The organism is Microbacterium sp. NPDC008134 (assembly GCF_042957055.1).
Taxonomy (GTDB): Bacteria; Actinomycetota; Actinomycetes; order Actinomycetales; family Microbacteriaceae; genus Microbacterium.
In genome coordinates, this window is record NZ_JBIBHO010000002.1 from 505,997 (window position 1) to 520,763 (window position 14,767).

11 protein-coding genes are annotated in these 14,767 nt (G+C 70.2%); 7 read left to right on the forward strand and 4 right to left on the reverse strand.

Features of this window, described 5'->3' with window-relative positions:
* The first annotated feature begins 41 nt into the window (after positions 1-41).
* Positions 42-1,490: an NAD(P)H-quinone dehydrogenase gene (locus ACFY9N_RS13165; protein ID WP_391479142.1), complete on the forward strand. Its 1,449-nt coding sequence runs from the start codon at positions 42-44 to the stop codon at positions 1,488-1,490.
* 94 nt (positions 1,491-1,584) lie between these two features.
* On the opposite strand, the gene ACFY9N_RS13170 is transcribed toward ACFY9N_RS13165, so the two are convergent.
* Positions 1,585-3,351, reverse strand: a complete 1,767-nt coding sequence (locus ACFY9N_RS13170) for a biotin carboxylase N-terminal domain-containing protein (RefSeq protein ID WP_391479143.1) — start codon at positions 3,349-3,351, stop codon at positions 1,585-1,587.
* A 78-nt stretch (positions 3,352-3,429) separates the two neighbouring features.
* Positions 3,430-4,086 (reverse strand): Maf family protein, encoded by a 657-nt coding sequence (locus ACFY9N_RS13175; protein ID WP_391479144.1) that lies wholly within the window; start codon positions 4,084-4,086, stop codon positions 3,430-3,432.
* A gap of 55 nt (positions 4,087-4,141) precedes the next feature.
* On the opposite strand from ACFY9N_RS13175, the gene ACFY9N_RS13180 reads away from it, so the two are divergent.
* The 6 genes from ACFY9N_RS13180 to ACFY9N_RS13205 all read left to right on the forward strand — a co-directional run bounded on the left by ACFY9N_RS13180 (position 4,142) and on the right by ACFY9N_RS13205 (position 12,911).
* Positions 4,142-5,389, forward strand: a complete 1,248-nt coding sequence (locus ACFY9N_RS13180) for a class I SAM-dependent RNA methyltransferase (RefSeq protein ID WP_391479146.1) — start codon at positions 4,142-4,144, stop codon at positions 5,387-5,389.
* Positions 5,390-5,402: 13 nt separating this feature from the next.
* A complete protein-coding gene (locus ACFY9N_RS13185; protein WP_391479147.1) occupies positions 5,403-6,062 on the forward strand; it encodes a response regulator in 660 nt (219 codons plus the stop codon).
* A complete protein-coding gene (locus tag ACFY9N_RS13190) occupies positions 6,052-7,287 on the forward strand; it encodes a sensor histidine kinase (protein ID WP_391479148.1) in 1,236 nt (411 codons plus the stop codon). The genes ACFY9N_RS13185 and ACFY9N_RS13190 overlap by 11 nt, the downstream gene beginning before the upstream one ends.
* Positions 7,284-8,294, forward strand: a complete 1,011-nt coding sequence (locus ACFY9N_RS13195) for a hypothetical protein (protein ID WP_391479149.1) — start codon at positions 7,284-7,286, stop codon at positions 8,292-8,294. The genes ACFY9N_RS13190 and ACFY9N_RS13195 overlap by 4 nt, the downstream gene beginning before the upstream one ends.
* Before the next feature lie 294 nt (positions 8,295-8,588).
* Positions 8,589-9,845 (forward strand): ROK family protein, encoded by a 1,257-nt coding sequence (locus ACFY9N_RS13200; RefSeq protein WP_391479151.1) that lies wholly within the window; start codon positions 8,589-8,591, stop codon positions 9,843-9,845.
* A gap of 57 nt (positions 9,846-9,902) precedes the next feature.
* Positions 9,903-12,911, forward strand: a complete 3,009-nt coding sequence (locus tag ACFY9N_RS13205) for an alpha-mannosidase (protein WP_391479152.1) — start codon at positions 9,903-9,905, stop codon at positions 12,909-12,911.
* Between the two features lie 33 nt (positions 12,912-12,944).
* On the opposite strand, the gene ACFY9N_RS13210 is transcribed toward ACFY9N_RS13205, so the two are convergent.
* Positions 12,945-13,166, reverse strand: a complete 222-nt coding sequence (locus ACFY9N_RS13210) for an acyl-CoA carboxylase subunit epsilon (protein WP_391479153.1) — start codon at positions 13,164-13,166, stop codon at positions 12,945-12,947.
* A complete protein-coding gene (locus ACFY9N_RS13215) occupies positions 13,163-14,752 on the reverse strand; it encodes an acyl-CoA carboxylase subunit beta (protein WP_391479155.1) in 1,590 nt (529 codons plus the stop codon). Before ACFY9N_RS13215 ends, ACFY9N_RS13210 begins: the two co-directional genes overlap by 4 nt.
* Between the last annotated feature and the right edge of the window lie 15 nt (positions 14,753-14,767).

The following is a 14,767-nucleotide window of genomic DNA, read 5'->3' on the forward strand; positions in this document are numbered from 1 at the left end:
CTCTAGGAAGGTGACGGCTCGGCTGCCAAGATTGCGGAAGAATGGCTTTCATGTCTTCCACCCCTTTCGAGCGCACTCAGCGCGTCGCCGTCCTCGGCGGCGGTCCCGGCGGTTACGAGGCGGCCCTGGCTGCCGCCCAGCTCGGAGCCGAGGTGACCCTGGTCGAGCGCGTGGGCGTGGGCGGCGCGGCCGTCCTCACCGACGTCGTGCCGTCGAAGAGCCTGATCGCGACGGCCGACGCCGCGGTCGCGATCTCCGAGGCGAGCGACCTCGGGGTGCAGTTCTACGCGAAGGGCGAGAAGGGCAAGCCGCTCAAGCCCGAGATCGCGATCAACCTCGCCGCCGTCAACAAGCGTCTGATGGCGCTCGCCGGACAGCAGTCGGAGGACATGCGCGCGACTCTCCTCGAGGCGGGGGTCCGCATCCTCTCCGGCCACGGGCGCCTGGAGGGTTCCGACGCGATCGTCGTCTCGACCGGCCAGGGCGGCACCGACTTCGACCGCGTCGAGGCCGACACCATCGTCGTCGCGGTCGGCGCGGCTCCGCGCGAGCTGGACTCCGCCAAGCCCGACGGGCGTCGGATCCTCACGTGGACCCAGCTGTACGACATGAAGGCGCTCCCCGAGCACCTCATCGTCGTCGGCTCGGGAGTCACCGGCGCCGAGTTCGCCTCCGCGTACATGAACCTCGGTGCGAAGGTGACGCTCGTCTCCAGCCGCGACCAGGTGCTCCCCGGCGAGGACCAGGACGCCGCGCGCGTGCTCGAGAAGGTCTTCAAGCGCGGTGGCATGACCGTGCTCTCGAAGGCGCGCGCCGACAAGGTCGAGACGACGAAAAACGGCGTCACCGTCACCCTCTCCGACGGTCGCACGGTCGACGGCAGCCACTGCCTCATGGCGGTCGGCTCGATCCCGAACACGGCCGACATCGGCCTGGCCGAAGCGGGCGTGGAGCTCACCGAGCAGGGCCACATCCGCGTGAACCGCGTGGCACGCACCTCGGTGCCCAACATCTACGCGGTGGGCGACTGCACGAACTTCTTCCCGCTCGCCTCCGTCGCCTCGATGCAGGGGCGCACCGCGGTGTTCCACGCCCTCGGCGACATCGTCATCCCGCTCGAGCAGATCAAGATCACCTCGAACATCTTCACCGCGCCCGAGATCGCGACCGTCGGGTACTCCGAGAAGGACGTCGAAGACGGCGTGGCCGACGGCATGGTCTACAAGCTGCCGCTGGCCGCGAACCCGCGCGCGAAGATGATGGGCATCAAGGACGGCTTCGTGAAGCTCATCGCCCGCAAGGGGTCGGGCACCGTGATCGGCGGTGTCATCGTCGCACCGAAGGCCTCCGAGCTGATCTACCCGATCGCGATCGCGGTCGAACGCCGCCTCACGGTCGACCAGGTCTCGCGCGTCTTCGCCGCCTACCCGTCGCTGTCCAGCAGCATCACGGACGCGAGCCGGGCGATGCACCTGTTCAACATCTCCTGAGACAACGCGAAAGGCGCCCCACCGAGGTGGGGCGCCTTTCGCGTCTGAACTTGGGTCCCTGAGCCTGTCGAAGGGCCCTGAGCCTGTCGACGGGTCAGCTGATCGTGAGCAGCTGGTGCCCGGCGGAGACCGTGGCACCGGCATCCGCGTTGATGTTCCCGACGACGCCGTCCTTGTGGGCCTGCAGGGGCTGTTCCATCTTCATGGCCTCGAGCACCACGACGAGGTCGCCCTTGACGACCTGCTGGCCCTCCTCGACGGCGATCTTGACGACGGTGGCCTGCATGGGCGACTTCACGGCGTCGCCCGAGGCACCAGCGTTGGCGGTGGTGGCGTGGCTGCGGCGTGCCGGCGGCACGGCGGCCGGGCGCCCGGCGCTGCCGGCGGCGACGGCCACGCGGTCGGGGAGGCTGACCTCGAGGCGTTTGCCGGCGACCTCGACGACCACCGTGTGGCGACCGGCACCCGGTGCCGGAGCCTCGAGCTCGCCGTCCCACGCGGGGATGTCGTTGACGAACTCGGTCTCGATCCAGCGCGTGAAGATGCCGAACTCGCCGTTCTCGGCGGTGAAGGCGGGGTCGCGAACGACCTTGCGGTGGAACGGGAGCACGGTGGGGAGACCCGCGACCTCGAACTCGTCGAGCGCGCGGCGCGAGCGCTCGAGCGCCTCCTCGCGGTCCTTGCCGGTGACGATGATCTTCGCGAGCAGCGAGTCGAACGCGCCAGACACGGCGTCGCCGGCGGTCACACCCGAGTCGAGACGGATGCCGGGGCCGCCGAACGTCTTGAAGACATGGACGGGCCCGGGCTGGGGGAGGAACCCGCGGCCCGGGTCCTCGCCGTTGATGCGGAATTCGAAGGAGTGGCCCTGGGGCTCCGGGTCGGCGTAGTCGATCGTGCCGCCCGCGGCGATGCGGAACTGCTCGCGGACGAGATCGATGCCCGTGACCTCTTCGGAGACCGGGTGCTCGACCTGGAGGCGCGTGTTGACCTCGAGGAACGAGACCGTGCCGTCGGCGCCGATGAGGAACTCGCAGGTTCCGGCGCCGACGTAGCCGACCTCCTTGAGGATGGCCTTCGACGCCGCGTAGAGCTGGGCGTTCTGCTCGTCGGTCAGGAACGGCGCGGGGGCCTCCTCGACGAGCTTCTGGTGGCGACGCTGCAGCGAGCAGTCGCGGGTGGAGATCACCACGACGTTGCCCTCGGCATCCGCCAGGCACTGGGTCTCGACGTGGCGCGGCTTGTCGAGGTACTTCTCGACGAAGCACTCGCCGCGACCGAAGGCCGCGACGGCCTCGCGCGTCGCCGACTCGAACAGCTCGGCGACCTCTTCGAGCTCACGGGCGACCTTGAGGCCGCGTCCGCCGCCGCCGTATGCGGCCTTGATGGCGATCGGCAGGCCGAACTCTTTCGCGAAGGCGACGACCTCGTCGGCGGTCTCGACCGGACCCGGAGTGCCGGGGGCGAGCGGTGCGCCCACCTTCTCGGCGACGTGGCGCGCGGTGACCTTGTCGCCGAGGGCCTCGATGGCCTCGGGTGACGGGCCGATCCAGATCAGCCCCGCACCGGTCACGGCACGGGCGAACTCGGCGTTCTCGGCGAGGAAGCCGTAGCCGGGGTGCACGGCGTCGGCGCCGGCGCGCCGGGCGACGGAGAGGATCTTCTCGATCTGGAGGTACGTCTCGGCGCTCGTCGCGCCTCCGAGTGCGTAGGCCTCGTCGGCGAGTCGCGTGTGCAGTGCGTCACGGTCCTGGTCGGCGTAGACGGCGACCGAGGCGATTCCGGAATCCCGGGCGGCGCGGATGATGCGGACGGCGATCTCGCCGCGGTTGGCGATGAGCACCTTGGCGATAGCAGGCATGGTTGCCAGCCTAGCGAGAAGCGGGGGGATCCATTTGACGACTCCCCACAAGAAAGAGCCGAGAACGTGGAGGGGAGTCTACGACCCGGTGGGGGCGTTCCAGAGGTCCGTCCAGACGACGCCGAGCTCGGCGGCGAGGCGCCGCACGGTCGACAGCGACATCCCCACGACGGTCGAAGGATCGCCGTCGACGCGGGTGATGAACGCCCCACCGAGGCTGTCGACCGTGAAGGCGCCCGCGACCAGCAGCGGCTCGCCGGATGCGACGTATGCCGTGATCTCGTCGTCGGAGAGGTCGTCGGCGAAGGTGACGGATGCCGCGGCCGTCGCCGTCGCCTCGACCGGTTCCGTTCCCGGCGAGACGCGGAAGACCGAGTGGCCGGAGTGCAGCACCCCGGTCGCGCCGCGCATCTCGTGCCAGCGCCGCGTCGCCTCCTCGGCCGTGTAGGGCTTGCCGTAGACGCGTCCGCCGAGCTCGAACATCGAGTCGCCGCCGATCACGATGCCGTCGAAAGTCGGATCCTCGGCCGAGAGGCGTCGCGCGACGTCGGCGGCCTTCGCCCGCCCCAGCAGCAGCACGAGCTCCTCGGGCGGCAGCTCCGCGCCGCGTTCGGCCGCGGCGGCTGCGGCCACGGCATCCTCGTCGACGTCGGGGGAGAGCGTGAGCGGCTCGATCCCCGCCTGTCGCAGCAGCATCAGACGGGCGGGGGAGGTGGAAGCGAGGCAGACGCGCATGTGCACCACCGTATCCGTGGACCGGCGAATCCGCGGACCGCCGTATCCTCGAAGGATGACTTCCCCCGATGCGGACCTGCTCGACCTCGACATCACGGGGATCGCCCACGGCGGTACCTTCATCGCCCGACACGAGGGACGCGTCGTCTTCGTCTCCGACGCGATTCCGGGCGAGCGCGTCCGGGCTCGACTGATCGCCTCCGGCGAGGGAGCGGATGCCTCCACGCGCAGCTTCTGGCGCGCCGAGACCGTCGAGGTGCTCGAGGCGTCGGAGCACCGCCGTCCGCACCTCTGGGCGGAAGCCGACGTGACCCGCGATCCCGCGGAGCGTCCGGGCGGAGCCGATCTGGGGCACATCGACCTCGATCACCAGCGCGTGCTCAAGCGGCAGGTGCTGACCGAAGCTCTCGATCGCTTCGCGGGCGCGGGGCTCGAGGCTCCCGAGATCGAGTCCGTCGAATCGGGCGATGGAAGCGGCTGGCGCACCCGAGTGACGGTGCACGTCGACGATGCGGGGCAGGTCGGGCCTTACGCCGCCCGTAGCCACCGCGTGATCCCCGTGACCTCCCACCCGCTCGCGCGCCCGGCCATCGCCGAGGCCGCGCTCGCGCTGCGCGGGGAGGCCCCGGGGCGAATCGAACTGGTCGAACCGGCCGATGGTGCGGTGCGCATCATTCGGAGGGACGCCACCGAGCGCCCGGCGAAGGTCGCTCGCGGCTTCCGTAAACGTCCCGCGCCCGAGGTGATCCACGAGGTCGTGAACGACCGGCGGTTCGCGGTCGACGCCACCGGTTTCTGGCAGGTCCATCCGCGCGCGGCATCCGTGCTGGACGCTGCGGTCTACGGTCTGCTCGACGGGCACGTCGACGACCGGGCGACCCACTTCGACCTCTACGGCGGCGTCGGGCTGTTCGCCGCGACGCTCGCCGACCTCGGCGGAGAGGACATCGTGACCGTCGAGTCGAGCGCCCGCGCGACCCAGCACGCCGCCGAGAACCTCGCCCCGCTCACGGTGAACGCCGTGACGGCGCGCGTCGATCGGTTCCTCGCCACGCGCAGTGGCGGCGGTCGCAGCGGTGCCGTCGTGCTCGACCCGCCGCGCGCGGGTGCCGGACGGCAGGTCGTCGAGGCGGTGCACGCCCTCGCCCCGGAGGCGATCGCCTATGTGGCCTGCGACCCCGTCGCCCTCGCACGCGACCTCGGCACGTTCCGGGGACTCGGGTGGAACGTCGATCGGCTGCGCGGGTTCGACCTGTTCCCGCACTCGCACCACTTCGAGGTCGTCGCTCTGCTCACCCGCTGACTAGGCTGTGGGGATGAGCACGGTCGCCCTCATCGATGATCACGAGTCTGTCCGCTTGGGCCTCGAAGCGGCGTGCGCGCGCGACGGGCAGACCATCATCTTCTCGGGCAGCACCGTCGTGTCCTACCTCGACTGGCGCTCCGCGTCCGGCGCCGCTCCCGCCGACGTGGTCGTGCTCGATCTCACCCTCGGCGACGGCACGACGGTCACCGAGAACGTCACCTCGCTGGTCGCCGACGGCGCGAGCGTGGTCATCCACAGCGTCGCCGACCGTCCGGCCGCCGTCCGCGAGGCGCTCGCCGCCGGTGCCGCGGGCGTGGTCAGCAAGTCCTCGGCCCTCGACGATGTGCTCGACGCGATCCGCACCGTCGCCCACGGCGAGGCCCTGAACAACGTGGAATGGGCGAGTGCGGTCGACGGCGACCGCGAGTTCGCCGACGCGCAGCTCTCGACCCGCGAGCGCGAGGTGCTCCGCCTGTACGCCGCCGGGTTGCCGCTGAAGGCGGTCGCCGAGCGCCTCGGTGTCGCGTACTCCACGGCCAAGGAGAACATCACGCGCATCCGCGTGAAGTACGTCGAGGTCGGTCGCCCGGCGCCGACGAAGGTCGACCTGCTCCGACGCGCGATGGAAGACGGCATCGTCGAACCCGACGGGGCGTCGAGTGGCCGCTGAGTCCCTCAGCATCCGAGAGGCGTGGAATCAGATTCCGTCTCCCGGGGCGGCCGAGACCGAGTTCGAACGGTTCACCGGCAAGCGCATGGAGCGCATCCTGGCCACGGTCGTCGCGATCGGGTCGACGGCTCTCGGCGTGCAGGCGCTGTTCTTCGCCATCCCGTCGCTCGCGGATGCGAACGTCGGCCACGCCGTTATCGTCTTCCTCGTCTACGTGCCGTTCGCGGTGATGCTGGTCTGCTGCCTGATCGGCCGCGGGGTGCGTATCGCCTCCGGGATCTTCGCGGTCACCTACGTGCTCGTGCTCGCCGCCTGGCCCAGCGTCGTGACGGTCGGTGACGGCCTGGCGGCCCAGCAGCCGTGGATCTTCTTCTTCGTCAACGTCGGCGTAGTGGCGGCGATGTTGGCGTTCCCCATCCGCGTGCAATACGCCTGGGCGGTGGCCGTGCCGTTCGTCTACGGGTACGTGCAACTCGTTCAGGGCGAGTTCTCGCGTGAATTCTGGGTGACGACGGCGTTCGACGTGTCGTTCACGCTCATCCTCGGTCTCGTCATCATCTCGCTGGGGTGGATGTTCCGATCTGTCGCCGCCGGCGTCGATGATGCGCGGGGGCATGCAGTCGCCTCCTACGCCGCGGCCGCCGCGGCGGCCGCGGCGGAGGAGGAGCGCATCGCGATGTCGGCGCTCATGCACGACAGCGTGCTGGCGGCATTGATCGCCGCCGAGCGGGCCGAGACCGAACGAGCGAAGGAACTCGCGGTCGCGATGGCACGTGAGGCGCTCACCCGCCTCGCCAACACCGAGGCGGCGGTCGCCCAGGAGGGGAGCGACGAACCGGTCGCCAGCGTTCAGATCGTGTCGGAACTGCGCCGAGCGCTCTCGGAGATGGGCGTCGACGCGATCGTCGAGGAGTCCGGTACGGCCGGAGCGATCCCCGGTCGTGTGGCGCGGGCGCTCGTGCTCGCGGCCCGACAGGCGATCGGCAATGCGGTGACGCACGCGGGTGGACGCGGTCTCCACATCATCGCCGATTCGCAGGGCGACGACGGCATCCGCGTGATCGTGAGCGATACCGGTGCGGGCTTCGACATCGCGGCGATCGGTGAGGATCGCCTCGGCATTCGCGCGTCGATCCTGGCCCGGATGGCGGGCGTCGCGGGAACGGCCCACATCGATTCGGATGCGCGCGGCACGACCGTCACATTGGGGTGGAGCGCGGGATGAACCGGACCGTCCGCAGTGTCGCGACTTCTCTCGCTGTCGGCTTCGCGCTCTACTTCGCCGCTCGAGGCGTGTGGTGGATCGTTCAGCCGACGGCGCCGTTGCTGATGGTGCTCGCGATCGCGCTCTACCTCGTCGTCGTCAACCTGTCGATCCTCGGGTCGCCCGAGACGGTGAAGCTGCCGTTGTGGTCTGCGGTCCTCTCCGCGATCGTCAGCGTGATCATCCCGATCGCGGTGACGTTCTCGCTGGACGAGGCCGCACGCACGGCCCCCTTCGCCACCTGGTACATCGGCGGCGTGGGGTTGCTCAGCGTGGTCCTCATCGTGCGGCGGCGCTTCCTGACGGGGTGGCTGGTGCTGCTGCTCCTGGGGGTGACATCGTCGGCCTTCCTGGGGTTCAGCGAGTCCCTTCTCAACTTCGGCCTGGTCGGCTCGATCATGTGGGTCGTCGTCGCGAATCTCCTCGTGTGGTTCTGGGACCGAGCGGTGCGCGACACCGAGCGTCTCGCCGAGATCCAGCAGGCGGTGTCGGCCTGGCACGCCACACAGCTCGTGCGTCAGCGCGAACGACGCGTGCGCACGCAATTCGCGCTGGCGGTTGCGGGCCCCGTGCTCAGTCGCACGGTGGCCACGCGGGGCGCGTTGACCGAGGACGAACGCCTCGAGGCCCGCCTCGCGGAGGGACGGTTGCGCGACGAGCTGCGCGGCGCCGATCTGCTCAACGACGCGGTGCGCGACGCGATCGAGTCCGCCCGCAGGCGTGGTGCGGTGGTGACGGTGTTCGACGAGGGGGGACTCGACGGGGTCGACGAGGCGCGACGCCGGGAGATCCGCGACGAGTTGGCCGGGGTGCTGGCCGAGGCGCACGCAGGACGTCTCATCATCCGCTCCGCGAAGGACGATCGCACCGCGGTGACCGTGGTGGGTCGTGTGGGGTCGGGGTCCTCCCGCGACGACGACTCGGTCGACGTGTGGCACGAGATCCCGCGGGTCGCAGAAACTCGCTGAGCGCAACCCCCGAGTGTGGCCCTCCGAGGGCGCTCCTCTTCGGCTCCGGCTGGGGGGAGGGATGCCGGAGTCGAAGAAGCGAAGAGAATGGGCGAGGGGCGGCGTATCCGCCTGCCCCTCGCCATGCGGCTCAGTTACCCGAAAACCAGCCGCTGATGATCGATCACCGTCTGTCTACCCTGGGACAGAGAGACCGATCGAACGCGAAGCGTCTCCATTAGTTTCGCGGAGCGGAACCCCCGTGTCTGTAGGTATTTTGGGGGACACGGTCGGCGGATGCGGGAGGATGGCCGGATGAGCACGCGGCGCGGAACCAACCTGCCCCGGATGGGCGACTTCAACCAGGCTGTCGTCGTCGAGGCGATCCGCCGCGCGGGTGAGGCGCTGAGCCGCACCGAGCTCGCCGCGGCCACGGGGCTCTCCGCGCAGACGCTCACGAACATCACCCGTCGCCTCCTCGACGACGGACTGATCGCCGAAGCCGGGCGCGCGATCAACGGGCCCGGGAAGCCCCGTGTCCTGCTCCGTCTCGTCGCCGAGAGCCGGTACTCGGTGGGTGTGCACCTCGACCCGGCCGTCGTGACGGTGGTGCTCCTCGACCTCGCGGGAACGGCGGTCGCGCGCCGTCTGATCCCGGTGGGCGCGCCGGAACCCGCCCGGGTCATCGACGCGATGGCGCAGGCGATCGAGGCAGTCATCGGCGAGGCCGGTGTCGACCGCTCGCGGATCGTCGGAATCGGACTCGCCGCGCCCGGCCCTCTCGACGAGGCGAACGGGACCGTGGTCGACCCGCCGATGCTGCGCGGATGGCGCCGAGTGCCTCTCCGCACGCTTCTGTCGGAGGCGACCGGATTCGCGGTGGTGCTGGAGAAGGACACCGCCGCAGCGGCCGTGGGTGAGCTCTGGACGCGCCGAGGTCCGGTCGATGACTCGTTCGTGCTGCTGTACCTCGGCACGGGGCTCGGTGCGGCACTGGCGCGCGACGGCGACGTGACGCGCGGCCGCATCGGGAACTTCGGCGAGATCGGGCACATCGTCGTCGACCCGGAGGGCCCGGCGTGCGCCTGCGGGTCGCGGGGATGCGTCGCCGTCACGTGCACACCGCAGGCGATCGTGGCAGAGGCGGTGCGCGCGGGGGTGCTGCCTCCCGACGGCGACGAAGACGAGGCCGGCGCGCTCGAGGACCGGTTCGCGGCGGTATGCGCACGAGCGGAGCGGGGGGAGCCGTTCGCCTCCGGAATCCTCGCGCGCGCTGCTCGCTGCACGGCCGCGCTCCTGGTGATCCTCACCGACGTCCTCGACGTGGAGCGCATCGTGCTCGGCGGGCCTTTCTGGGGATACGTCTCGGCCGTGTACCTCGCCGAGTTGCCGGAGCACGTGCACCGGGCGAGCGCGACGCGCGCTCTGCGGGAGATCCCGATCCACGGGTCCGTGGTGGGAGCCGACGTGGGGGCCGTAGGGGCGGCCTGCGTGGTCCTGAACGAGGCGCTGACGCCGCGAGCCTCGTCCCTCCTGCTCTCGGAACGCGTGGTGGCTCCCGTCGCGCCTTAATTCCAATCGATGTAGTATTACGGGAGTTCCCCGTCGCCGTCGATCGGAATCTCCGTCATGCACGACAACTCCTCGCTGGTCGAAGCACGCATCCGTCGATTCGTCCGCGAACGCCTCGAGCCCGCGCTCTACGCGCGTGCGCAGGAGCTCTCGCTTGAGGCCTGGGTGGTCCCGGGCGAACCCGTGCCGTTCGCGGGGGCGGTCGAGCAGGCGTACGTCCCGTTCGCCGTCGGCTCCCCGTGGGGGCGCGCCTGGAGCACGATGTGGCTGCGGGTGAGCGGAACGATCCCGGTCACGGAGCCGAACCAGCGCGCAGAGCTCGTCTTCGACCTCGGCTTCCACGGCGCTCAACCGGGCTTCCAGGCCGAGGGGACGGTGTACCGGGCCGATGGGTCGATCGTCAAGGCGGTGGAGCCGCGGAACGCCTACGTACCCCTCGACGGCGCCCCGGGCGACCCGATCGAGCTGTACCTCGAGGCGGCGGCGAACCCGGACGTGGGCGACGGGTTCCGCGACTTCCGTCCGACACCGCTCGGGGAGTGGGGCTCCGCCGGCGAAGAACCGCTGTACGAACTGCGCCGTGCCGATGTCGCCGTGCTCGATCTCACGGTCTGGGAGCTGGTGCAGGACTTTGCCGTGCTCGACGGCCTGCGCGCGGAACTCCCGGAGAGCTCCTCCCGCCGAGCCGAGATCCTGCGCGCCCTGGAGCGCGCGGTCGACGCCACCGATCCCGACGACGTCGCCGGTACCGCAGCCGATGCGCGCGCCGCTCTCTCCGAGGTGCTCGGGCGCCCGGCATCCGCCTCTGCGCACTCGGCGCACGCCGTCGGGCACGCCCACATCGACTCCGCGTGGCTGTGGCCGGTGCGCGAGACGCAGCGCAAGGTGGCGCGCACGTTCTCGAACGTGCTCTCGCTGATCGGGGAGGACTCCGAGTTCTCGTTCGCCGCCTCGTCCGCGCAGCAGTACGCCTGGATGAAGCGTTTTCAGCCGGAGCTGTTCGAACGGTTGCGCGCCGCGGTCGCCGCCGGGCGCTTCCACCCGGCGGGCGGGATGTGGGTCGAATCCGACACGAACATGCCGGGAGGCGAGGCCCTCGCGCGCCAGTTCGTCCGCGGCAAGCGCTTCTTCGTCGAGGAGTTCGGCGTCGAGCCCCTCGACGTGTGGCTGCCCGACTCGTTCGGCTACTCGGCCGCGCTGCCGCAGATCGCGCGGGCCGCCGGATCGCGGTGGATGCTGACGCAGAAGATGTCGTGGAACGAGACGAACACGATGCCCCACCACACCTTCACGTGGGAAGGTCTGGACGGCACCCGCATCTTCACGCACTTCCCGCCGGTCGACACGTACAACTCGCAGCTCTCCGGCCCGGACCTCGCCCGCGCGGAGCGCCAGTTCGCCGAGAAGGGTGCGGCGAACAGCTCGCTCGTGCCGTTCGGGTACGGCGACGGGGGAGGAGGGCCGACGCGGGAGATGCTCGCGGCCGCCGCACGCCTGCGGTCGCTGGAGGGTTCACCGACCGTGACCCTCTCCGATCCGCGACGTTTCTTCGAGACGGCCGAGGCCGAGTACCCGAACCCGCCGGTGTGGTCGGGGGAGATGTACCTCGAGTTCCATCGGGGCACCTACACCTCGCAGGCGCGCACCAAGCGCGGCAACCGGCGCAGCGAGCACGCGCTCCGCGAGGCCGAACTGTGGGCGACGAGTGCGGCGCTCGCGGGGGCGGACTATCCCTACGAGGCTCTGCAGGAGGCATGGGAGACCGTGCTCCTGCAGCAGTTCCACGACATCCTCCCCGGCAGCTCGATCGGCTGGGTGCACCGCGAGGCCGAGCGTCGCTACGCCGAGGTGCTCGAGACGCTCGACGGGCTCATCGGTGCTGCCCTCGAGGTCGTCGCGGGCGCCGGAGACGTCGAGCTGGCCGCCAACGCGAGCCCGTACCCGTCGGGAGGGACGCTCGGGCTGGCCGTCGGAGTCTTGGAGCAGCCACCGGAGTCGGCGCGGATCGCACGCCGGGGCGACGACATCGTGCTCGAGAACGAGCACCTGCGGGTCGTGGTGGATGCGGACGGGCTCGTCGCATCGTTGCAGGTGCGCGCGACCGGACGCGAGACGATACCGACCGGGGAGCGTGGCAATCTGCTGACGCTGCACCGGGACACCCCGACGGCCTGGGACGCCTGGGACATCGACGAGCACTATCGACGGCACGCCGTCGAGCTGACCGATGCCGTGTCGATAGAGGTCGTCGCGCATCCGACCGCGGCCGTCGTGCGGATCGAGCGGGTGTTCGGCTCCTCGCGCATCACGCAGATCCTCACGCTGGAGGGGCGATCCCGGAGCCTCGACATCGAGACGATCGTGGACTGGCACGAACGCCAGAAGCTGCTCAAGCTCGCCTTCCCCCTCGACGTGCACAGCGATCGTGCGGCATCCGAGATCCAGTTCGGTCACGTCCACCGGCCCACGCACACCAACACGTCGTGGGACGTCGCCCGCTTCGAGACGGTCGCGCACCGGTGGGTGCACGTCGGCGAGCCGGGCTTCGGGGTCGCGATCGCGAACGACTCGACCTACGGTCACGACATCACCCGTTCACCGCGCGAGTGCGGAGGCACGGCGTCGACGGTGCGACTCTCCCTGCTGAGGGCGCCGCTGTTCCCCGATCCCGAGGCCGATCAGGGCCGGCACGCCTTCCGCGTCGCAGTCCGGCCAGATGCCGGGATCGCGGATGCCGTGCGCGAGGGGTACCGGGTGAATCTGCCGGCGCGCTCCCTCCGCGGTGCGGGTCCGGTCGCTCCGCCGTTCGCGGTGTCGTCCGACGCGATCGTGATCGAGGCGGTGAAGCTCGCGGAGGATCGCAGTGGCGACGTGATCGTCCGGCTGTACGAGGCGCACGGCGGCCGGGCCGAGGGGGCGCTGAACCCGTCGTTCGACTTCCGATCGGTGGTCGAGACCGACTTGCTCGAGCGCGAGATCCCGCGAGCGGCGATCACGACGGCCGAGGAGGGCGTCGAAGTGTCGCTGCGGCCCTTCCAGCTCGTCACGCTGCGCTTCGCGCGCTGAGCCGCGACGCGCAGCGGAAGAGCCCGGCGGAGCTCAGCCGGCGAAGCGGCCCCAGGGGATGTCGCGGCGCAGGGGCGTGCGCAACGAACGCTGGGTGCGCGTCCACGCCGACATGACGGGCTCCTCGGCGACGGCATCCGACTCCTCGGCGGCGTAGGCGTCGCTGACCACCGCGATGAGTGCGGCGAGCTCCTCCTCGGTCGCCGAACCGCGGATGATCTCGAGCGCCGGGCGCTCGTCCCTCTCGTCGCTCACAGCGGGATGTTCCCGTGCTTCTTCGGCGGCAGCTCGGCGCGCTTGCCGCGCAGAGCGCGGAGTGCCTTGGCGATCGAGACGCGTGTGTTCGCCGGCTCGATGATGCCGTCGAGTTCACCGCGCTCGGCGGCGAGGAACGGCGAGGCGACGTTGTAGGTGTACTCGTTCGCGAGGCGGGTGCGCACGGCGGCGACGTCTTCGCCGGCTTCCTCGGCCTTCTTGATCTCGCCCCGGTAGAGGATGTTCACGGCGCCCTGGCCGCCCATGACCGCGATCTCGGCGGTCGGCCAGGCGAGGTTGACATCGGCACCGAGCTGCTTCGAACCCATCACGATGTACGCACCGCCGTAGGCCTTGCGCAGGATGACCGTCACCAGCGGCACCGTGGCCTCGGCGTACGCGTAGAGCAGCTTGGCACCGCGTCGGATCACACCCGTCCACTCCTGGTCGGTGCCGGGGAGGTAGCCGGGCACGTCGACGAGCGTGACGATCGGGATCGAGAACGCGTCGCAGAAGCGCACGAAGCGGCTGGCCTTCTCGCCGGCCTCGATGTTCAGCGTTCCGGCCATCTGCGAGGGCTGGTTGGCGATGATGCCGACCGAGCGGCCTTCGATGCGACCGAAACCGATGACGATGTTCGGCGCGAAGAGCGGCTGCACCTCGAGGAAGTCGCCCTCGTCGACGACGTGCTCGATCACCGTGTGGATGTCGTACGGCTGGTTGGCCGAGTCCGGGATGATCGTGTTGAGCGAGCGGTCGGCATCCGTCGTCTCGAACTCGAAGACGCCCTCGTAGGAGGGGAGCTCGGCCATGTTGTTGTCGGGGAGGAAGCCGAGAAGCGTGCGTGCGTAGTCGAGGGCGTCGTCCTCGTCCTCCGCGAGGTAGTGCGCGACGCCGGAGCGGGTGTTGTGCGTGTACGCGCCGCCCAGCTCCTCCATGCCGACGTCCTCGCCGGTGACCGTCTTGATGACGTCGGGGCCGGTGACGAACATCTGGCTCGTCTTGTCGACCATGATCACGAAGTCGGTGAGTGCGGGGGAGTAGACCGCGCCGCCCGCCGCCGGGCCCATGATGATCGAGATCTGCGGGATGACACCGGAGGCGCGGGTGTTCAGGCGGAAGATCTCGCCGTACTTCCCGAGAGCGACGACGCCCTCCTGGATGCGCGCTCCACCCGAGTCGAGGATGCCGATGCACGGCATGCCGCCCGCGAGGGCGAACTCCATGACCTTGATGATCTTCTCGCCGGCGACCTCGCCGAGCGAGCCGCCGAACGTCGAGAAGTCCTGCGAGTAGACCGCGACCGCGCGGCCGTTGATCGTGCCGACGCCGGTCACGACGGAATCGCCGTAGGGGCGCGAACGATCCATGCCGAAGGCGGTCGTCCGGTGGCGCACGTACTCGTCGAACTCGACGAAGCTACCGGGATCGACGAGCAGCTCGATGCGCTCGCGGGCGGTCATCTTGCCCTTGGCGTGCTGCTTCTCCTTCGCCTTCGCTTCCGCGTCGACGACGGCTTCGGTGTAGCGAGCGCGCAGATCCGCGATCTTGCCGGCGGTGGTAAAGAGGTCGGGCTTGTCCGTCACGGATTCCACACTATC

What these genes read in the sequence shown, in the direction of transcription:
- ACFY9N_RS13200 (WP_391479151.1), top strand. Translation starts at nt 8,589, where the DNA reads ATGAGCACGCGGCGCGGAACCAACCTGCCCCGGATGGGCGACTTCAAC.
- ACFY9N_RS13180 (WP_391479146.1), top strand. Translation starts at nt 4,142, where the DNA reads ATGACTTCCCCCGATGCGGACCTGCTCGACCTCGACATCACGGGGATC.
- ACFY9N_RS13195 (WP_391479149.1), top strand. Translation starts at nt 7,284, where the DNA reads ATGAACCGGACCGTCCGCAGTGTCGCGACTTCTCTCGCTGTCGGCTTC.
- ACFY9N_RS13170 (WP_391479143.1), bottom strand. Translation starts at nt 3,351, where the DNA reads ATGCCTGCTATCGCCAAGGTGCTCATCGCCAACCGCGGCGAGATCGCC.
- ACFY9N_RS13175 (WP_391479144.1), bottom strand. Translation starts at nt 4,086, where the DNA reads ATGCGCGTCTGCCTCGCTTCCACCTCCCCCGCCCGTCTGATGCTGCTG.
- ACFY9N_RS13205 (WP_391479152.1), top strand. Translation starts at nt 9,903, where the DNA reads ATGCACGACAACTCCTCGCTGGTCGAAGCACGCATCCGTCGATTCGTC.
- ACFY9N_RS13185 (WP_391479147.1), top strand. Translation starts at nt 5,403, where the DNA reads ATGAGCACGGTCGCCCTCATCGATGATCACGAGTCTGTCCGCTTGGGC.
- ACFY9N_RS13165 (WP_391479142.1), top strand. Translation starts at nt 42, where the DNA reads ATGGCTTTCATGTCTTCCACCCCTTTCGAGCGCACTCAGCGCGTCGCC.